We start from the raw sequence: 20,202 nt of genomic DNA, 5'->3' as shown, positions 1-20,202 counted from the left end.
ACCTAGTGGATTGGTTTGGGAATGTTGGCTCTGACATGTTCAAATTTATGCTCCAAAGCGCAGTTGGTGAAGCCGCATTGTTTGCTGCTGCTGTCTTAGGTCAACCCATAATTATCGGTGCAATTGCTGTAACAGCGACATATGTTCTAATTGAATGGGCTTGGGGCGAATACAAAATTTCTCAAACGATAGTTGAAAGGTTAGAAGGTGCGATATAAAACTAAAATCCGTTTGGCTGGCTTGTTTTTTATTTCATTAATGTTGCTGTGTTGGCTTTATCCTTCTTATGGGGTTTATCTGGATTACCTTGATCTATTGAATCGAGCCGATACTGTGCAAGTCTCCATTATTACCTTGTGGGTTCCTGTTGGTGTTTTTGGGGCTTTAGTGTGTGTGCTTTTTATGACACCTAAAGCGTTGCTATACGGGAAAAAAATCAATGAACTTTATTCTCAAAGAGCTATGCAGTTAGCTAACAAAATTAGTCTTTATTTTGCATTAGCAGGTGTGGCGTTTGCTGCTGGATGGACATATCACTCTATCGACTTGTTAGAAAAATATGGGTACGTATACAGCCGAGATTTAACAAAAATCACTCCAACAGGAGTGCACTTGATGTACGTTAAAGCTCGATGATTGAACTTAACGGCACTTAATCCGAACCCAGCCAATACTTTTCTGGTGCGATGTTGCTCATCGCACTAGCTCTTCACAACAACTTTGCAATACCTGTGATTATTCGTAGCTTTCTAAATTAGAGAAGGCACTGACAAGGTTTTTTCCAGAACCTTCACAGTTGGTACTTCGTAGCACAGAAGTGCCCCTTTCCTTGTTTCAGAGCTAATTTCTAGCTGCTCACTATGCTATAAATTATCTAATGTCATTTTTGAATCGAGAAGTAAGTTATGAGTAAAAAACTGCTGTCAGAAAAAGACCTTTTAGAAGGATTAACAAGTCATACTGCGCACACCGATGAATTCGTGACTACAAGTGAAAAAGATTGGGGGGCTTATTCGGAAGGTGCGGATAAGGCGGATATTGACTTTCTAGTTGAACGACGTGATGTTTTTGACTCTTCCCGAATTGAATTTGAGGAAGATGAACAAGACCGAGAACTAGTTAAGCAAAGAGAAAACTCCCCAGAAATTGACGTTGATATTGATGAGTTGTGAACCAGTATGTTTGTGTTTCGGAGTTAATCACCAGAATCAAAAATGCCCCAAGTGTATCAACTTCTCATTTGTTTGAATTGCCACCCGACCGAAAAATAACAAAAGTTAGATTTAGCGATGATATGAGCGTAAAAGCTACGCTTTAGTCACTTAAATTGGATCATTTAGGGCTGGATCTATACGAACGAGCTAAAGAGCAGAGTAAATATTTAATAGTAACTAAGAATATGCCTAACTCTTCTTTGAGAGATCCAGAGCTATGGTAGATTGATAGAACGGAGCTGAGTAATCCTGAAAGATATGGTTGAATTGCTCACGGCTATCAAGCACAAAAGCAACTCGAACGTGGTCTAGGTTGTATGTCGTCAAAACAGAGCGTAACCAACCCGCCAACGAACTCTCCAAAAGCGCTCTACAGCCTACGAACCACACCCATGTTTGCTGATCACTTCGAATAACATCTAAGATTTCTGACTTGTATCGATAACCATCTCCCATTGAAGTTAGGTCGATGTACACAACACTAGCTCCCAGTCCATGGTTAATGCGATTGTACGTATCTTGAAGTTCTTTACCGCATTCACTATCAAATGTGTGAAGCCTCATTACGCCCAACTCCCAATAGCCGTGTATTAAGCGTTCTGGTGTACCTACAGGCCAGCTATCAAAGGTGTATAAGTTATCTTTACGCATCTACGAAACTTATTTTTATGAACGGATTAGAGAAGTGAAGCCCAATGGCTGGACACATAAGCCAATATCTTAAGTGATTGAACCAGCTCATGCAGCGTAGCTCTGTCTGTCAAAGTAGACTTAATCAGGGTGAGGTCATTGAGTACCTGGTGTTTACGCTCCTCATTATAAAACACCATGTAGTGCCCGATTTCAAGCTCTGCTTCACGGGGTGTGCTGTAATCTTTTAAGCAAATCTCCTCGTATTACAGACTTCTCAATAGTCGCTCAATAAAAAGATTGTCAATCCAGCGACCTTTTCCGTCCATGTTGATCCATATCCCCCTGATTGAGCAACCTCTGTGTGAACTCAGTGCTAGTAAACTCGCAGCCCTGATCGGATAAAGATATCGGGTGGTCCGTAGTATTGGAGTACCTCTTCGAGAGCCACGATACATAAAACTTGTACCCATGGTGTTCGATAACCGCGAGGACAACACCTTACAGTTATACCAGTCGATAATGACAACCAAGAACAGGAACCCTTTTGTTGATAGTTCGTTCATTTACAAGAAAGTTTGTCACTTTTTTCTCTGTCGGTTTAAGTTGACAGAGGTGATATTAACTGCCTATAGCAAACACGCCTTTGCCCCATCCCGTGTTTCAGGACAAACCTTACCCTGTAGTTAATAACTCAGTATGCTATAAATTATCTAATCTTATCTTGAATGGAAGACGAGTTGTGAGCAAAAAACGGTTATCTGAAAAAGAACTGGTCAAGGGGATGACGCCCCACACTGCGCATAGTGATGAACTAGCTGAAGTAACATTGGATGAGTTGGGCCTTGAAATTTCTGAAAGTGATTACATGGCCGCGTTGAAGCGAATTAAATCACTGCTTGATGTAGCCGATCCCGGCACTCCTGAAGGAGACGAGCTTGAAAGGCTCGCTGCATTGGTTGAAGAATACGAGGAAAAACACTTCCCCATTTAATAACTGCAACGCATTTTTGCCCCTAACCTACTTAGCCCTAACGAACCAGTCACCTGAATAGCACCGCATTAGACCAAATTAAACTTAATCCATAAAGCAGCGTCTTCTGCGGAAATTTTCGGAATTTTTCCCTGAAACTACCTCTCGTTTCACACAACAGTTTGATATGCCTTGAGGTTCACAATTAGTGATAGCAAGATAGACAGAATGCAAACACGGAAGAAATCCGTCTAAAGCCCAGTGCATGCAGGATGCTTTGTATAACGAGGTAAGTATTGGAATTAATCGAAAAGAAGCTTAGGGATACTCCCGAACACCACAGAAAGTACCTAAAACGACTAAGTGAATACGTAAAATACTTGATTGAAAACGGGCGAATACTTGAAGCCAAGCACTTCTTTAATAAAATGCAGAAGGTAAAACCAAGTCATATAAAAACAACAATTCTAGGGTATGAACTGGCTATTAAGACCTTTGATAATGAATCAGTAGTGTTTTTTGATCGTGCTCTATATGACAGCAAGCATAATGAAGAGTTACTGCTAAAAATGAGATTGAAATATTACTACTCAGTTAATAATGAAAAGCAGTTTACAAGCCTTGTTGAGTACCTTCTTTTTGAAAGAACTGTCAAGACCGAAACCTTTCACCTTATTGGTGAATTAGTTATTACTCAAAATACGTATAAGCCCATATCTGTTCTAGTCCGTTACCTTAAAAGTAAGAAGCGAGCACTTCATAAACAGGTTGAAGGGCAGGTTCGCAGAGTGGTGTTACAAAAGCTTGTCGACGTTTTAGCGGAATCAAGAAAATGAAACCATATTTGATTGTCAAAGTTCTCGAAATGGCGAGCGTTTGTTTACCTACGACAACTGTGTACTCGAATGTTGAACTGCGTTCGTCAAGTGCTGATTCACGAGAAGAACTTGCTGCACTTGAAGCATGCGCCAAGAAGTTGAATCTTGATTTTACCAAATATCGTCACTGTGCTCGGATTGCTACAATTGTCGATAGTAATACGGTCGAAACTGCGGTTTCGAGCGCAGAAAATAGATTTGAAGAGATTTTAGATCTTAAATCAATAGAAGTGCCCATATCTAATTATGCTCTGTCTTCTATTGGCTTTGTTAAAGACCTTTCCACTGGAAAGTTACATGAATTGAAACACTCCATACACCAGCCGACCATGTCATTTATGACTCATCAGGGGAACACACAAAGAGTTGATATTACTCACTGCATATTAGCCCAAAATTCAGAATTAAGTGCGCGATATTTGCGATCTTTACATTGGTTTAGAAATAGCAAGCACGAGAATAATGCCCAGTTAAAAATTCTGTTTAACTGGTTTGCAGTGGAAGCGCTGTTAAAAGAGTCAGAAAAAGATAATGTCTCTGTATATATTCGATGGTTTTTAGGCTTTCCTAACGGAAAGGCTGGAACTCTAGTTGATGACAAGGTATTGAGAAAGCTTGAAAGCCACGAGAATTACCTTTTTTGGAAGAAAGAGTTGGTAAATGTGCTAGAAAAAATACGCATATTCAGAAATGACTCTACGCATCATGGCTTCAGAACAATTGATTTTACACCTGAGCAATTAGAGTTATTTAGTCAAGTTATGATTTATGGAGTTACACGTTGTCAAGGAGCAGTGCAAACCGCAATTTTAAATGGGATAAAGTCAGTGCAAGAGTTTAAAGAGTATATGCCGACAATTTTTGAATCCAATCAATACTTAATTAATGATGTGCATGGAAACATTTTGTTTAGTTTACATAAACTTAAAGGCGCATAACAAGCAACGTAAATAAACGTTCAACAAGCTGCTTCAGAATGATTCGTTTACTATTGATACTTTTTCTTATCTGACACTGGTGTATTTGAGTGTTTGCACTAAATCATTTATGTCCAGAACCTTCACAATTGGCACTTCGTAGCACAGAAGTGCCCCATTCCGAGTTATAAACCCGTTACGTAACTTGTGTAATGACTTACATTTTGCCCCCAATCAAACGTGTTCCAACCAATAGTTACGTAATTACAAGGAACTAACATTTGACCTGGTTTTTATCCGCCGTGTAATGTAGTGATTAATAAAGGAGTTACAGATAATGGTGAATATAGATGTTTGACGCCCCCCAAAAAAAAGCAGTTATACAGGCGTATGACTTTGCTTGCAATGTTGGCAAAGAGCACAATAAAGAAATCGAAAATAAAGCTTCAAATGAAGAAGTTGTGATATTAAAAAAAATTCGCTTAGGGCTATCACCAGAGGAACTCAAAAAACGTATCTTCGATTTAGCAGTTGAATATCACTACTCGGGGTCACCATCATCCACGGACGGCCTCATCTCAAAACTAACAAACATAGAAACTGAACTGAACGATTTAATCACTAAGTTGGAGGCATTGAAAAACACTGCACCTGACACATTTGATGATATCGCTTATCAAATGTATTCTCCTTACTTACGAGGTGGCGAGCTTAAAGCACAAGAATTTACATATTATGACCCTCAGACCGAGCTAAAACATCTAGTTCGGAGTATTGGGTTAGCTAGGACCACTACACAAGCTAGAGCAAATAAGGCAAAAAAAAGAGGTGCTTATTGGCACCGTATCGAACAACTATGGTTACAAATTACAAGCCAACGCCCTAAGCCCAATCAAAATAGTGATTTTATTGTATTCTCAGGGATGGTTTTTAACTCAGGTACAAGTTCCGAGTGTGATACAAACAGCGCTCAAGCATTGAGTAAAGACTATAAGCGGTATCTGAATAAAAAACGTTCAACCCAGCTTCATTATAATCAAAGCCACTTGGACAAAATTGAATAAATAACTGCTTTTATGTCCAGAACAATACTCATGTATTGCATAAAATCATTCTACAAGTAACGATGTAGAAGGAATTATTATGTTTCTAGAAATTCGAACAAAAACTTTTCATATTAAGTTCTCTTGGCGGGCGCTCGGCGTGATTATCATTATAGCTTTATGTTTGTATTTCAACTCTCCATTGCCTTGGCAAAATGGTTAGGCTTGATGGACATCTTAAGTTACGAGTACCGCCGAACGCTTCGAACCCTACACAGATATTTGATATATTTGCTATTGTAGGTAATGGCTTAGCACGGGTAGTACTTACGCTGAATATCTTTACCTTTTGGTTCAACAGCATGAATACCGAAGTGATTTTTAGCTAAATCGACACTAGCAGAGTAAGAATAATAGGCTATGCGCTAAAGCGTAAAAATAGGTAAGTATAGATGAATAAATATATTATTTTTGGTAAATCTAGTGTAATTGTTCCTGTAGACGTAATGTCAGCAACAGCATCTTACTATCCTAAATCACATTTAACGAATCAAGACATTAGAAAGTGGCAGCAAATAAAAGTATTACTCAGCTCAAATCACTCTGGATATCAATCATATTAATTGTTCTCTTAAGTGGAAGTGGAGCCATCTGGATTCTGAAGCATTCCAACCTAGTGTACGACCCAAGTTTTGAAGGTGTAAACAATCTTATGGTGATCTTCAAGGTACCTTTGGCTATCTTGGCGTTAATCATACCGATAGTAGCAATCATTGCTTCAAACCATCGTTCTGTACAGACGGCAAAGCAGATTGATTTAGTTCATGCTCAAAACATTTTCTCTAACTATTTCAAGCACAAAGAAGAGTTTGAACTTTATTTAGCAAAGTTTGGAGATCACAAAGAGGCTTTGTTTAAGGATGCTTGCTATCTTCATAGACTACTTTACCCAAATGCTCTCAAAGGTGATTTCTCGGTCAATCAGGACGTAATCGATGAAATTAAAGAGGATGTCAAGGACTTCAAAGATCTATGTCGACAACTGGAAAACGTAGATGACTTGTTTGGAGCGAATCTCGGGGAGATTTATGAGTTAATTGAATCGATTTGCTCATATTGTGAGATTGACTCGAATACGCTTAACTATTATTTGCCAGGTGGATCTAACAGGCTTAAGTATGTTGATCTTACTGGTGAAGAGCGGGTGATATTTTTACATGGTCAGCCGATTAACTTGCCTTATAAATTTCTCCAAGCAGTCAGAGCTGTGGTTTACGCTATGGATTTTTGTGCTACGGCCGACATTGAGTACGATTCTTTAAGGTTACTTTGGGCTGCTGAATTCACAAGTAAATGTACCGTGGAGGAGTTTCAGCCTATCCATTCGACCTTCTCCGACTAATTATTGATAGTTATTGCCATGAAGGTGCTTAAGTTAAGGAAAAAACACTGTGCCAGAGGTTAGAAAGCAGTTCTTGGAAAGCTTACCCCACACTCACGATAGCGATTTGATTGCGTGTGTTGGAACGAATGGAAACCCCAGCCCGCGTCACTATGCATTTGGCTTTTTGAATGCTGCAGAACTACTACTTGAGCAGCAACGTGTTAAAAAACCCTATAGACCTAAATATCCTGTTGATCATATGGTGTATCCGATTTGCTTCAACATCCGACATGGTATTGAGATAAGCCTTAAGTACTTTCTATGTGAACTTGAAAAACTTTATGCTCACAGGAAACTATCCTTTGAAACACCGTCTCGCAATTCACACAATATAGAAACAATATGGAATGACTACTATCAATTGGCAATACAATTTGATGCTCGACTAGATAAAATGGCTCAAAAATTGTGTGAATACGTTGAACCTTGGGCTGAAATAGATGCGACAGGCCAAACCTTTCGATATGCGTTCTCGAACGATGCTCAGAAACATCTAACAGAGTATTCTACTATTGACCTATTCAAAGTGACACTGAACCTTGAAAGCCTTAAAACGCACCTAGAAGATAATTTTGCTCTGCTTGCAGAACTTGATGTTGAGTATGAATGCAGTACCCATACGAAAAAACTTTCGCGATGGGAGCTAAATAAATTGGCAAAGGAGTTGCCATTACGCTCTGAATGGGGTGAGAAGTTAGTAGATGTAAAGGTGCGTTGGTGCCAAAAAAAAGACTTATCATCCAGAGAGTTCAATCAAGCCTGTAATCTAATTCAATCACACTGGGAGTTTGCCAGTCACATAGGTCTAGAGGTGCCTCTACTAGGTGGGGTTACCGCAGAAGACTTAGTTTGGGCGGTAGAGCAAAGTATGTACTATCACAATGTCATACTTGGCCCAACTTCTAAAGTCGGTGACGATGGTTTCATTCACGCGTTGTTAGGAAGTAATGAGAGAGAAATTGCTTGGCTCTCTGCTCAAGGAGGCGAAACAATGCTTGAACGACTATCTCCAGAGTTGATTGCAACCGTCAGTAGTCTTTATTACAACAATCGAGAGTCGAGTTATTGTGAAGACTACCGTGTTCACTATGAAATAGATTGTAAAAACCTTTCATCAGATGATCCGAATCGGCTGATAGAGGAGTTTATACATTTAATTGAGAAACAGACGTTTATCAGCAGTATTTTTGATAGCTTAACACTGTTGAATCAAGTCTCCATTATAGAGAAACTTAAGGCGATTGAAGGCGTACATGCACATTTTGACGAAGCTGCTGTTTGGAAAAAGCAAAGTAAAACGGAGAAATACCATTATTGGTACGCTTCATTGCCAAAGATCACGAAGGCAGAGGAATTCCTATCTTTGAAATGACGCCCACTTAACTCGATGGGGTGTAGTGGGTGAATGAAGCTCGCCACTAGTTTTTAGGCTATTCACGTGATTTGTAATAGCAGAGGTTATCCGAAGTATCTCAGCTTCCAAAACTTCGTAAAACACTTTTGTCCAAAGGCGTGTTACGCGACCGATTGGTAATGTGACCGATTGGTAATGATGTGATGAACCTTACTGTGACGATACAATGCTTTTATTTATATCGGATTGGAAAGCTCCCAATAGTTCCTTTATCTCACACAACGCTGCGGTAGGCGTCAACTCCTTCCTTGCTATCTGTTCTTCTAACAACTCAATCTGACGTTTAGCAAGCTCAACACTCGACTTTAGAGAAACAGCATTATAAACCTCTGTGTAGCCGTGAATATCTGCAAATGCGAGGTCAATATAAGTATCTAAAGAGCTAAGTATTGTATGACCAGTCCATTGTTGTAACTGCATTTTAAACGTTTGTGTATGAAGCAGATGTTTTCGGAAATCATCTTTATCATTCACTTCTTTAGTGGCAAGAATCAGTTCCTTAAGCTTGTCTGTAATGAATGCGTGTCTCCACAAGTGCGGGTGCAATTCTCCCTCGATACCAAGCTCTTTTTTCCATGAGTTCATGTACGTTGTCCATGAATCGGCAGATAGGCGTAGACCTGTTTTTAAGCTGATAAACAGGTAGTCATGTTGGACTTTTTTCTTCCTCATGACTTTCTTGCGAACTTTGATGTAATCCGCAATCACTGATAATAACAAATGTGGGACAGGTATCTTTCGAGTGGCGTTCTCGTCTTTGCGTTTTAAAGTGGTAAGAGTGAGCATACCTGTGCGTCTAGCTTCCTCGTAATCGGTCATTTTAATCAAATGAAGCTCCGTTACACGAGCGCCTAGTTGCTCCATTGCTGTGTATAACGTCATGTCCCTTCTACGCTTATCTTTGTTTTTCTGAGTCTTGATAAACTCCCACACACGCAACGCATCATCTTCCGAAACAGGGTGACGTTTCTTGATTTCATCTTTTGTTGGCACGGCTGCATGGGTGACTTTGACACCTTCAATATAACTTTTGTAGCCTTCCTGTTTGCGTTTGTAACGCTTTTCAAGTATCCGAATTGAGTTGCTTTTATCTTTGCCTATAAAAGCACTCAAGTCATGAAAGTCTTGGATAAACAGCAAGAAATCCAGACAGGTATGTGCAATCTTTATCACCGAGTTATTCTTGCGTTTTAGTTCGCCAAGCGGCGTTCTCTCTGCCTGTAGTGACTGAACGAAAAGGGTGAATGTTGCGTCAGTAAGCTGGCTGAAGCGACTCAATAATGGCTGTTTTTCAATAAAATGCACTAAGTGAATAATATCGTGTGCATACCCTCGTATCGTGTCACTTTTCAAGTTTCTCACTATTAAGCTATGAATGTAGGCATTGGCTTCATAGCAAGGAGTATGATTATTGTAGGTTACGAAAGGAATATCCAGTGGTTTACGAAAGACAAGCTTGCCATCAAACCCAAGATGACTCCATTGCTCAAAGTCTTTAAGCTTTCGAACCGCCATCATACCTCTCCATTCAAAGTGAAATTCATCTGTGCTTCAATCTTACGATTGTGCTCTCGATAAAGCTCCTGTCGCTCTTCTACTGTTCCTTCATGGTTCGCTAGTTGCTTTAGTCTAGAGCGCAGCTCTGAGACCATAACGGTTAGTAAAGAATTGCTGCGCTGCGCTGCATCCAGCTCCGATTCAAGTACAGCAACCTTGTGCTTCAAACCCACTACGGTTTGCTTGTTGCCTTTGGAAGCTTTCTCATCGAGACGTGCAGCCTCTATCGCCAGTTTTGCATTTATACGAAGTTCATCTAATGATAAGAAGCCTCTTTCCAGAAGTGCTTCTGAGATGCTTTTGACCGTGTTCAATGAGCATGATGTGATATTACGCTCTTGATTCTGATATTTAGCGATACCAGATTGAGACTTGAGCGCTTTTAGTAGTTCCTCATCATTTTTAAACTCAGCAGGGGTGGTGATGATTTCCCTTAACAGCTTTTCTGTTTCAAGTATCTTAGTTTGGTTTTTCTCTAAAACTTTCATTGTCCCAATCCTCAATCAAGGTCCTTGATTTTTAAAATTAGATTAAAGGTTTGAGTTGTATTTCCATCAGCATCTTCAATGGTAAAGAACTCTGGCTCAAGCGTGATTCGACCTTCGTCTAAAAGCTGAATAACCTCTGTTTCAATGTCCTGCTCTTTTTGAAGTTGGCTTATATGAGGGACGGTTAGATAAGACTCATCATCGTAATCTTCTGCTGCTTCACTCACTGATTCTATAGTGACTGGTGTTGAGCTATCACCTGTCAGGCGTTCTGCAATGATTTTACGAACCTCTTCTATCCCTTCGAGCTTCGCTAGCTCAGAAATGGAATCAACCACACCACGAACAATCACACTAGCTTTAGCTCCGTTTAGTACCGCTCCAGTTTCCGACTCAGAGATATAGTGATATAGATGTTCCATGTCTGAATGTCCGAGCATCCAGCGCAGAGCATCCATGCCATCAAATCCCTTAGACCAGAAGAACGCCATAGCAAAGAAGCGCCTCAATTGGTGCTGACGAACATAATTGCGGCGGTACTCACCGTTGTCGTACTCTACCAAGTCCGTTTCTAAGTAATCACACAAATTATCAAGGTGCGCATTATAAGTCCTGGAAATAACCTGACTTAACTGAGTACGCTTTGAATCAAGGTTGTTAAACAGAGATAGCTTTCCTTGGCATAGGTTCAACTCACTCGCTTTGATGTTAAATTGCTCCAGTTGCCAGACGAACCTTGTGATAGATAGGGGAATTGGTCTTTCTATTGTTGCGTTTACCCCTTTTGAGCCAGTTTTTTTTACCTTAAATATCAGGTTGTACTCCGTTTTTGAACCTTCTTTTGAAAAGGGACTTACATTAGGTGATATGTTGCCATGTGGCTTCAACTTGATTAATTCATCTTGTCTTCGAGCCATGATTGCACCCACCAAGACCTGTATTGCGCCTTGCAGTACAGAGAACAAATCAAACAAGCTCTCATTGGCTCTAATCCTTTCGTGTCGATTTTCAACGCTATCAGCAAAGCCTTGAACCTGTTTTATTCCTTTTTTCAGGTATTCACTACTCAGGCAATTGATCGCCTCCGTTTGAAACCAGTAACCTCGCTCCGAACCAGACATCTCTCGATGCAACTCTTCATTCCAAGCTCGGGTGTATTCAGATGGACGGAGTGTGTTGGAATATCTTGCAGCAGATTTGCTTCTTGCTGTAGACAGCAGCATTAACGTTTCGTCTAGTAAAGTAGTAGAGCCTTCCTCTGTCGGTAGGTGCTCTTTGGCAAACTCATAGCACTGACGAATTAAATTAAACACAAAGGTAGGCGGCAAAGTGCGGGTACGTCCTACTCTTTTTAAGCTAACTAACTGGCTAATGTGGCCTGAACTGACACGCTCGGACAAGATTGAAGGGCTTGCCGCATCTTCACGCTTAAGGTTGGTATGAATCAATCGAATCGCTTCAATGTAGGTCGAGATAGTTGGTTGACTCGTACCTGTTGAGGCGTCTCTATTCTCAACTGCACGATACTCTGAGTTTCGTTTTGGCGCTTTGAGGTGAAGTTCTGCGTAATCGGGAATATTGATGTCGTGATAAAGCATCTTACCTTTAAACAACAACTCACCCAGCACAGTACCGCTGCCAGTGTATTTTATGGCGTTTCTAGCGTGATAATAACCTTGCTCAAAAAGCCAAGCACATGCCTTCTCTCTCTCTGCTAGCAATAAGAAATTTTCATCTTGCGCAATGTCTTGTGTAACGTAGGGAAACGTCTCTTTAAACGTTTGTGCGTCTGCATCAGAAATACTCTTGGAAGCGTTATCAAGCAATACCTGAGTCCGCTTATCAATCTCATACACACCTTGAAAATTTCCATGCTCAGCGAATTTGGTCAAGATGTTCAGCCAAAAGTCATCATTCACATTCAGAAGGTGATATTTTGCTAGTTTCAACTCTTTCGAGTGCAGCAAGATAGCATTGATAAGAGCGATAACTTTGATCACTTTTTGATAAGCGGTTGTTGGACTAATAATCTTCCCACCGTTTTCAAGTGGATTATCTGCCGCTGTGATCCAGTATTTAAAGCTGTTTAACAACTTTTGGTGTTTTTTATCCGTGAGTTTCTTTCCGTCATCCAAATACACACTATCCCAATGGATTGTTTTTGGCTTTTTACAGAATGTTATTGTCCATTTAGGTGCAGTAAATTTGGACTCCAACCACTCAGGCTGTCTGTCATCGTAGCTGTAGATGCCTGTATGGAAATTCGTAATGATATCTAATGCTCGATAGTCATCATTTGCTACTGAGAAATTGATAATATCTTCAAGAGACTCGGCACTTAGACCATTCAAAAGCGAATGGTCTAGCACGATGCTTTCAATGAGGTTAGCAATAGAGGAATTGTCGATAGCAACACTTAACATAGCAGCGCTCCCTTAATCGAGTCAGTATCTAGTTTGTTATTGGTTGCAATATCAAGCATTCCCATCAAATCATCATCAGCACTATGCTTGCCTGAACTCAGGGTATCTAAAACAAACACTGCTGATTGATACCAGTGAGCCACAATATCTAAAAAAGAGTCCCCCTCATCACTACTCTCAACAACAAGGCGTATCGCCATTAAAAGTTGCAAAAGAGATGTCGAGATAGTGTATGTCAACTGGTCAAATGCTAATGATTCAGAAACTTCCTTATCAGTAGTCTGCTGCTGAGTAAAACCATGATCGAAATGCTCTGGAATATTGCTTATTCCGTGATTATTTAAGAACTCTTCGATGTCCTCTGCACTCATGTTCACAGCATCAAGTCGATGCACTGAATCTTTCATGGCTTCAAGTAAAATGGCGTTCTGAAACTGACGAACCCAACGTGCATTAAAGAAGTCCATGAGTGGTTTAGGAAGGTAAGAGGTCAGTAGGTTTGCATCCTTCTTTTCATGACCCAGCGCCTCGGCAACGGCATCCATTGAACGTGTTTCCAAGTAAATTTGAAAGCCTCTGTGTCGTCTGATTGAGCGTAATGAATGGATGCCAGAAATGGTTTTGGAATCTTTCAAGGTGATATCACTGCTCTTATCAAAGAGCGATTTGTCTTGAAGCCAATCATAAAAATCATTTGCCGAGAAAAGAGTTACAATGATATTGCTTGGGCGTATAGCATTGGTAGTGGTTGCAGTTAAAATCATCTTTCGCCAATTTACATTCCCTTTCTGCTTCAGGTGTTCACGCGCCATGCGTGTATGCTGTATCAAGAACTCTACTATAGATTTAGAAAACTGATTAAGCACTACTTCTTGCTGCGCATTGGTCGCTCCTTTGCGTGATTTGTAACTGACAGCAATATGCTGATTACCAACCTGCTTGTAGCCCACCATATTGCCATTTACATCAAATAAGTCCCACTTTGCTAACCAAGAAGGTGTTATCAGAGGATGCTCCATCACAAGAAGCGTCAAAAGAACATTCAGTGTTGATTTGGTTGGTAAATTTAACTCTGTATTGAGTTGGCTAGCATTACCTAGGAACCCCAAAAATAATAAATATTGTTCTTTCGCACCGAGGCCGTGTGCATAAAACGTTGCTACCGTATTGTCTAACTTATCTGCACCGACAAGGTTGTAATATTGATGATTATGGCTATTACTACTCAGTGGCTTGACAGAACCTTTGCTCTGAAAAGCTTTATTTCTCTCCTCTCGCTCTAAAAGCTCCTCAAATTTCAAGAGACACACATGCCTAATATGCGCCATGTCTCTATCTACACGATGCTTAATAATTGAAACAGCTTCTTCATCTTTAATTTTAAGTGGGATGTTAGCAAACCATCTAAGGTTTTCTGATGGCGTTGCATTACCACCAATCGAAAAGGTGGGCGCTGCCTCTTTTGGGTCTTTCCAGTCTGGAACGATGAATGGTTTATGAGGCTCAGCAAAAACACCCGTGTTGATGAAGCACTCGGTATAATAGTAAATGGTACTTCGCCACATAGTATGAAAACGCTTTGGGCAGTGCTGAGCAGCTTGGGAACGCACAAATAGCACCTTAAACACCTTGTGGAAAAAGAGTTGCACATGGTTGCGGCTCAGGAGGGCTTCTATTGTTAGTCCGTCTCGGTCGTTATAAACCGTGGAGAAACCCACAAAAAGTTTTCGAAGGTCTTTTAATGCCTGAGCAAGAGATGATGATTTTTGTGTAAAAGCATAGCTTTTTAGAGCAAGATGAACCTTGTTTGTAAACGCTTCGCCAAAATTCACATAAAGCGTATCAAGATAAGCCTCATGTTCTTTGCCTTCTTTTGATACCACCTGCCAACCATTAAGGTAGTCAATTTTTGTTTGATCTAACTTAAGCTGTCGGAATTGAGCTAGGCAGCTCGAAACATCCTCTGAAATTTTAGTGTACGACAGCTTTACGTCATTGAGGTCAAGTTGCTTATCCTGTGCAATGTAACGGAAAAGGTTTTTGAGTTGATTGCCTAAGCTATATCTGCGTATGATAGTGATATCATCATTGCTATAAACAAATCCAATGAGCCGCTGGAAGTGCGTATTGAGTTGGTTTGAGTCATTGAGTATTTCCAATGCACTGTAGTTGCCTTGTTCAACCAAGTAGCAGTAGGTCGCATAAAAATTCAATAACCCCTGTATATATTTTGGGGAGACTGAGTATTCAGCAGCAAGTGTTAGGTAGTTAGAGTATTCTACTGACAGTGCAGTTTTTAATAAAGAAAGCTCATTTAATGCTTTTAGATTCACAATCAGACCCCATAATTGACAACTCATAATAACATTAGTTATCAGAGTGATTGTTATCAATGTAAAAAAAAGGTATGCATTAGCATTTCAAGCATTACTATGCTGCAACTTATCTTGTTTTTGACAATTTTTAATTATTGGGATTATTAAAGTTTCATCAAGGAACAATAACCCATTGTGAGCCAAAGAAATCTCACCTGGTCTTGGCACCGAGCCACCACCAACTAATGCCGCCATCGAACTGGAATGGTGCGGCGCACGAAACGGACGCGACTTCCAGTTGTGCTCATTAATCTCACTTTGCGTCAGTGATGCGACTGAAGCCGTTTCCATCGCTTCTTCATCGCTCATCTCCGGCAGTAAGTCGCATAAACGCGACGCCAGCATGGTTTTTCCTGTACCAGGAGGACCAAGGAAAAGTAGGTTGTGGTTTCCAGCCGCCGCAATTTCTAGAGCACGCTTGCCTTGTTGCTGACCAATGATGTCTTGTAGATCTCGACCATGTTTTTCAACCGTTTTTCGCTTCGGAGTTTGATAAAGATTGAGACGATGCTGACCACATAACTCCGCACACACCTCAAGTAAGGATTGCGCTGACTTATGTTGCTCTTTGCCCACCAGCGCCGCTTGATCGCCATTGACATGAGGCACCACCAAATGACGTCCTACTTTGCTTGCAGCCAACGCGGCAGGAAGCACACCTTTGACAGGTCTTAATCCTCCAGACAGGGCTAATTCGCCAACAAATTCATAGTTTTTGAGCCTATCTGTCGCGATTTGCTCTGAAGCCGCCAAAATACCCAATGCAATAGGCAAATCAAAACGTCCGCCTTCTTTAGGTAAATCCGCTGGGGCCAAATTGACCGTAATGCGCTTGGCTGGAAACTGGAAATTTGAATTGATGATCGCACTGCGTACACGATCTTTGGATTCCTTTACCGTAGTCTCCGGCAACCCAACGAGAGTAAGTGTTGGCATTATTCCCCTTAAAACGTAATATCAATCAAATTAAGAGATATAGAAAGGTAAGTATTTATGAGCATTGCATATTCTTACATCCGCTTTTCATCAGCACAGCAAGCGCAAGGGGATAGCTTGCGTAGGCAAACACAACTAGCCCAACGATACTGTGAAGAGAATAACCTGACGCTATCAGATACCAACTTTCAAGACTTAGGAGTGTCTGCTTTTCACTCGGATAATGTGAAGGAAGATAGCGGTCTAGGACAGTTCTTAGAAGCCTTAGAGCAAGGAGCAATACCAGAAGGCTCTTATCTGTTAGTGGAAAGTCTAGACCGCTTGAGTAGAGCTAAAGTTCAAACGGCACTAATACAGATGCTTAGGATTACTCAGTTAGGGGTAAAAATTGTTACATTGATGGACAATCGACTCTATGACAAAGACTTAGATACCACCGACTTGATTATCTCTTTGACGATCATGGAGCGAGCACATAATGAGAGCAAGACAAAATCAGAACGTATCAAAGCAGCATGGACGAACAAAAGACAGAACCCCAACACAACGAATCGTCATAGTAGTGCACCATTTTGGTTAACTTTGAACTCAGATAAACGCACATACACAGTAAAAGAAGAGTATGCAGAGCTTGTACGTAAGATCTATCAGTTATCAATTGATGGATGGGGCGTTATAAAAATAGTCCGATACCTAAATGAAAATGGCATTACTGCACCTAAGGGAGCAAGTTGGGCAACAACAACGGTCAACAGAATCTTAAATTCAAAAGCGGCTTTAGGTCACTATGAACCGACTCAAAACAGAAAATCACTGAATACACTGATTGAGGACTACTACCCTCCGATCATTGATGAAACAACTTATTACCTCTCTCAACAACGTAAATTTGAACGCTCAAAACCAGAAGCAGCAGGGAGAAAAACAGAGTACCCAAACCCTCTAAATCAAATCGCTAAGTGCAAAAAATGCGGTTCATCAATGTACTACGAAAACAAAAGCCAGAGCTTAAAGTATCTGACTTGCAGAGAATTTAAGAAGAAAAATTGTACTAACAAACCGATAAGAATGGAGTTGATTTACCGATTCATTTATGAGGTATTCAACAGCCCTATGTATCATCAACAACATGCTAAGTTAGTGGACAAGTCGAAGCAGAAAGATGTTAATCACCATGCAGAGTTAAAAGGAAGATATGAAGCAGAACGTAAAGCTTACGAGGAGCTTCTAGAGGCATTTTCTTCCCGTAGTGACCCCATTGTATTAAAGGATTTACAAAGGCGCTCTGCGTTGATTCTAGAGCTTTCTAAGCAGATGGAAGAAGAAAAAGCTAAGGAAGCTGTTGAGAATGCTAGAACAGTACACATAAACTTCACTGAAGCGTTACAACTGACAGTCAATGCCTTTCATTTGCCCTTAGAGGAGGTTAAGGTAGAAGAGCTAAGCACTGATGAACTATTCAACACTAGGGTTAGACTCAATAGAATCTTAAAGCAAGCCTTCAATCATCTATCCATCTTCCATTGTAATGAAAGTAAAAGAATAACAATAGAAACAGAAGTGACAGAGGACTATCCAATAGATTTGAGATATGAGACAAACCAGAAAGCTATCAAAGAACCAATGAAGAATAGGATCTGGTCAGTGTATTAATTCTTTTATTGCCCCTTATAGGAAGGACAGGGATAAGGAATATCCCTCACGAAGTGAGATAAGATCATTGGTATAAAAGATAGACACTGAGAGAAGGAAGACATAGAAGATAACTTCACCTCACGAAGTGAGAATTATTCTCTAGAGAATGTCCGTCTCTCAGTGAACTTAAACACTAGTTGGTTAGTTCCACAACCACCACACAAGAAGAGCATCAATTGTTTAGACACTGAGGTAGTACAACTAGCTGTAACCTTAAGAGGCAAAGAAGCCTATTGTTTCCCAACCGTGACTAATCAGATAGGTCTAACTTCTATTACTAACAAATCAGAAAAGCCTTTCCCCCTTTATGGGAAGGTGTCCACTCACGGTAGGTACGTGTAGAAAATGGTTAATTTATTCAGGCGTATATGTATGAGTAATGAGATTCAATCCTGATTATTTCACACTTGTTAATTGCTAGTTTGCCATATCCTAAGAGTCTGCTTATTATACGACCGATATTTTCATGTGAGGTGGTTTAGAATGAATAAGTTTTTATCTCTTGTAGTGTCTTTTTTTATCCTGTCACTTGTAGGGTGTCAAAGCACTAAAAGTGATAGCGCCGTAAACCCAACACTTAGTAACTATCATGTTAGTAAGTTGGCGGTATTAGCAGTAGATAGCCCAGAGATTGAAGATATAGTTACAACTACATTACAAGATAATGGAGTAAATGCTACGGCAGTAAGAAGCTTACTTACTTTCGCCAAAGACGAAAAAGATTTTTTTGATCAAATAGTTAAGAACGGTTACTCTGATATTTTAGTCATAAAATCTTCTGTAGGAACGAGACAAGTTTCAGTTAGTGGCTATAACACGAATATAAACACTTATAATACCTATAATGGCACTGATTCTTATGCAACCACTACCCCAATTACTTCCTCTACAAACAATGCCTTAGCTATTGCGACAATACTAAACGTAGAGGGCATCAAGGTGTGGCAATCAAAGATAGATTTATCTGCTGGTGGACACCTTTACACTGATACGGACTCTATGACCGAAGGGTTAAGTGATGCACTGATAGAAGAGTTACAGAATAGCTCTCTATTGTAATCTTCGAAGGGTATTACAGCCTTGTTTTCCAATGCCTTTTTATAGTACTCAACCCTATCCCTAAGGCTCTAGCGGCTTCACTTTGTCCTAAGCCTTGGGATTTAGCATTTTGAACCTTTCTGTTTGTCTCTATAGCTGGTGGGCGTCCTAACGTCTTTCCTTCTGCTTTTGCTCTTTCTAAGCCTTGAGCTGTACGCTCTCTTATTCTGTTTCTTTCAAACTCGGCAAAAGCCCCAAACATTTGAAGCATCAAACGCCCTTCTGAGCTACTAAGGTCAGTAACAGGTAAATCAAGACAAACAAGCCTTACACCCATATCAGAGAACATCTGTACAGTTTGCTGTATGTCGATAGCATCACGCCCTAAGCGGTCAAGCTTTAGAACAACAAGAGAATCCCCTTCCTCCAGTCTGTCTACAAGTCTTTTAAACTCTGGTCTATCCATAGCCTTAACACTACCGCTAATCGTTTCTGATACAACTCTATTTGTTTGCACTTCAAAACCTGCATTAGCAATAGCTAAAATTTGGTTCTCTGTTGTTTGTTCAGTGGTACTAACACGACAATAAGCAAAACTTCTCATTCGTTTATCTCTAGCTGGGTCATAAAAGGCTAGTTCACATTTAAGCATAGACCATAAATGAAGTTCAATACTTTATGGGCTAGTTTTTTATAGTTTATTTGCTAGGTCATAAAACGAATGTTTAATGGACTAAGATTAAGCTAACCTCTTTTTTACATTGCATTTATTAAAAAGGTTAATATTGCCATTAATAGTAAAGCCGGGCATGCCATTACTGATATGCACTTCCACACTAACTGACGGCGCTTGCACCCCGACACTTGCCCGACTATGAATGATTGCCAGCCCCATAAACTCCCCAATCTATTGAACACTATATAAACAAATGTTTTATCTATGTGGTTATGTTATATACCGCGTCCAAATTGAGAGTTAATGTGAAAAAAGAATGACTTTTTGCTTGTCATGCAGCGGATTTGTGTGATACCACTAATGACGCAAACATTTTCGTAGAACATTACACAATACTATTTAACGAAAAAAGAACGACAGACAGATGAACCTATTCGCTCACATCAACACACTGCTAGCCCTGATTATCGTGGTCATTATTGGCACCGCGCGGGGGCTTGT

16 protein-coding genes and 4 pseudogenes are annotated in these 20,202 nt (G+C 40.2%); 11 read left to right on the top strand and 9 right to left on the bottom strand.

All coding sequences use genetic code 11. From position 1 onward, the window contains the following. The 3 genes and pseudogenes from OU793_RS17435 to OU793_RS17425 all read left to right on the top strand — a co-directional run. A pseudogene (locus tag OU793_RS17435) lies at nt 1–218 on the top strand (hypothetical protein); the annotation flags it as partial. Further along, a complete protein-coding gene (locus OU793_RS17430; protein ID WP_274647812.1) occupies nt 208–636 on the top strand; it encodes a hypothetical protein in 429 nt (142 codons plus the stop codon). The pseudogene OU793_RS17435 and the gene OU793_RS17430, both read left to right, overlap by 11 nt. A 269-nt stretch (nt 637–905) precedes the next feature. After that, on the top strand, nt 906–1,172 hold the full coding sequence (locus OU793_RS17425) for a hypothetical protein (protein ID WP_005379032.1): 267 nt from the start codon (nt 906–908) through the stop codon (nt 1,170–1,172). A gap of 231 nt (nt 1,173–1,403) precedes the next feature. Here the strand turns inward: OU793_RS17425 and OU793_RS17420 are convergent, their stop codons facing one another. Further along, entirely contained in the window at nt 1,404–1,865 is a 462-nt protein-coding gene (locus OU793_RS17420; RefSeq protein WP_031858045.1) for a hypothetical protein, read from the bottom strand. 120 nt (nt 1,866–1,985) lie between these two features. Then, nucleotides 1,986–2,392: pseudogene (locus OU793_RS17415) on the bottom strand (transposase); the annotation flags it as partial. 194 nt (nt 2,393–2,586) lie between these two features. Between OU793_RS17415 and OU793_RS17410 the strand changes: the two are divergent. The 6 genes from OU793_RS17410 to OU793_RS17385 all read left to right on the top strand — a co-directional run bounded on the left by OU793_RS17410 (nt 2,587) and on the right by OU793_RS17385 (nt 8,471). Further along, on the top strand, nt 2,587–2,838 hold the full coding sequence (locus OU793_RS17410) for a hypothetical protein (protein WP_069504314.1): 252 nt from the start codon (nt 2,587–2,589) through the stop codon (nt 2,836–2,838). 275 nt (nt 2,839–3,113) lie between these two features. Beyond that, on the top strand, nt 3,114–3,653 hold the full coding sequence (locus OU793_RS17405) for a hypothetical protein (protein ID WP_069504312.1): 540 nt from the start codon (nt 3,114–3,116) through the stop codon (nt 3,651–3,653). Beyond that, nucleotides 3,650–4,633 (top strand): hypothetical protein, encoded by a 984-nt coding sequence (locus OU793_RS17400; RefSeq protein ID WP_069504311.1) that lies wholly within the window; start codon nt 3,650–3,652, stop codon nt 4,631–4,633. The genes OU793_RS17405 and OU793_RS17400 overlap by 4 nt, the downstream gene beginning before the upstream one ends. A 329-nt stretch (nt 4,634–4,962) precedes the next feature. Continuing rightward, nucleotides 4,963–5,676, top strand: coding sequence for a hypothetical protein (locus tag OU793_RS17395; protein WP_069504309.1), 714 nt, complete (start codon nt 4,963–4,965; stop codon nt 5,674–5,676). Between the two features lie 544 nt (nt 5,677–6,220). Beyond that, on the top strand, nt 6,221–7,057 hold the full coding sequence (locus OU793_RS17390) for a hypothetical protein (protein ID WP_069504307.1): 837 nt from the start codon (nt 6,221–6,223) through the stop codon (nt 7,055–7,057). A 49-nt stretch (nt 7,058–7,106) separates the two neighbouring features. Further along, entirely contained in the window at nt 7,107–8,471 is a 1,365-nt protein-coding gene (locus OU793_RS17385; RefSeq protein ID WP_069504305.1) for a hypothetical protein, read from the top strand. Nucleotides 8,472–8,663: 192 nt separating this feature from the next. Here OU793_RS17385 and OU793_RS17380 read toward each other — a convergent pair whose 3' ends face one another. The 5 genes and pseudogenes from OU793_RS17380 to OU793_RS17360 all read right to left on the bottom strand — a co-directional run. After that, nucleotides 8,664–10,028 carry a site-specific integrase gene (locus OU793_RS17380; RefSeq protein WP_159404219.1) on the bottom strand — a complete coding sequence of 455 codons (1,365 nt, stop codon included), beginning with the start codon at nt 10,026–10,028 and terminating at the stop codon, nt 8,664–8,666. Beyond that, nucleotides 10,028–10,558 carry a hypothetical protein gene (locus OU793_RS17375; RefSeq protein WP_015297533.1) on the bottom strand — a complete coding sequence of 177 codons (531 nt, stop codon included), beginning with the start codon at nt 10,556–10,558 and terminating at the stop codon, nt 10,028–10,030. The genes OU793_RS17380 and OU793_RS17375 overlap by 1 nt, the downstream gene beginning before the upstream one ends. An 11-nt stretch (nt 10,559–10,569) precedes the next feature. Beyond that, nucleotides 10,570–12,981: a site-specific recombinase phage integrase family domain protein gene (locus tag OU793_RS17370; protein ID WP_015297534.1), complete on the bottom strand. Its 2,412-nt coding sequence runs from the start codon at nt 12,979–12,981 to the stop codon at nt 10,570–10,572. Further along, a complete protein-coding gene (locus OU793_RS17365) occupies nt 12,975–15,314 on the bottom strand; it encodes a hypothetical protein (protein ID WP_041170561.1) in 2,340 nt (779 codons plus the stop codon). The genes OU793_RS17370 and OU793_RS17365 overlap by 7 nt, the downstream gene beginning before the upstream one ends. Nucleotides 15,315–15,470: 156 nt before the next feature. Beyond that, a pseudogene (locus OU793_RS17360) lies at nt 15,471–16,280 on the bottom strand (YifB family Mg chelatase-like AAA ATPase); the annotation flags it as partial. Between the two features lie 69 nt (nt 16,281–16,349). Here OU793_RS17360 and OU793_RS17355 point away from each other — a divergent pair. Next, the gene (locus OU793_RS17355; RefSeq protein ID WP_274647811.1) at nt 16,350–17,945 is read left to right on the top strand and encodes a recombinase family protein; all 1,596 of its coding nucleotides are present in this window, start codon (nt 16,350–16,352) and stop codon (nt 17,943–17,945) included. A gap of 525 nt (nt 17,946–18,470) precedes the next feature. Further along, complete coding sequence (locus tag OU793_RS17350; RefSeq protein WP_274647810.1) at nt 18,471–19,046, top strand: hypothetical protein; 576 nt, start codon at nt 18,471–18,473, stop codon at nt 19,044–19,046. Between the two features lie 13 nt (nt 19,047–19,059). On the opposite strand, the gene OU793_RS17345 is transcribed toward OU793_RS17350, so the two are convergent. Then, nucleotides 19,060–19,629: a recombinase family protein gene (locus OU793_RS17345; RefSeq protein ID WP_274647809.1), complete on the bottom strand. Its 570-nt coding sequence runs from the start codon at nt 19,627–19,629 to the stop codon at nt 19,060–19,062. Between the two features lie 183 nt (nt 19,630–19,812). Further along, nucleotides 19,813–19,920: pseudogene (locus OU793_RS17340) on the bottom strand (ATP-binding protein); the annotation flags it as partial. Nucleotides 19,921–20,202 lie beyond the last annotated feature (282 nt).

The organism is Vibrio sp. VP6 (assembly GCF_028823755.1).
GTDB lineage: Bacteria > Pseudomonadota > Gammaproteobacteria > Enterobacterales > Vibrionaceae > Vibrio > Vibrio parahaemolyticus.
Note: the sequence above shows the minus strand (reverse complement) of the source record. Positions and strands in the feature narration are given on the sequence as shown.

Bases quoted from the DNA above. Each gene is read 5' to 3' on its own strand.
- OU793_RS17425 (WP_005379032.1), top strand. From the start codon at position 906: ATGAGTAAAAAACTGCTGTCAGAAAAAGACCTTTTAGAAGGATTAACA.
- OU793_RS17420 (WP_031858045.1), bottom strand. From the start codon at position 1,865: ATGCGTAAAGATAACTTATACACCTTTGATAGCTGGCCTGTAGGTACA.
- OU793_RS17400 (WP_069504311.1), top strand. From the start codon at position 3,650: ATGAAACCATATTTGATTGTCAAAGTTCTCGAAATGGCGAGCGTTTGT.
- OU793_RS17395 (WP_069504309.1), top strand. From the start codon at position 4,963: ATGTTTGACGCCCCCCAAAAAAAAGCAGTTATACAGGCGTATGACTTT.
- OU793_RS17380 (WP_159404219.1), bottom strand. From the start codon at position 10,028: ATGGCGGTTCGAAAGCTTAAAGACTTTGAGCAATGGAGTCATCTTGGG.
- OU793_RS17375 (WP_015297533.1), bottom strand. From the start codon at position 10,558: ATGAAAGTTTTAGAGAAAAACCAAACTAAGATACTTGAAACAGAAAAG.
- OU793_RS17370 (WP_015297534.1), bottom strand. From the start codon at position 12,981: ATGTTAAGTGTTGCTATCGACAATTCCTCTATTGCTAACCTCATTGAA.
- OU793_RS17355 (WP_274647811.1), top strand. From the start codon at position 16,350: ATGAGCATTGCATATTCTTACATCCGCTTTTCATCAGCACAGCAAGCG.
- OU793_RS17350 (WP_274647810.1), top strand. From the start codon at position 18,471: ATGAATAAGTTTTTATCTCTTGTAGTGTCTTTTTTTATCCTGTCACTT.
- OU793_RS17345 (WP_274647809.1), bottom strand. From the start codon at position 19,629: ATGAGAAGTTTTGCTTATTGTCGTGTTAGTACCACTGAACAAACAACA.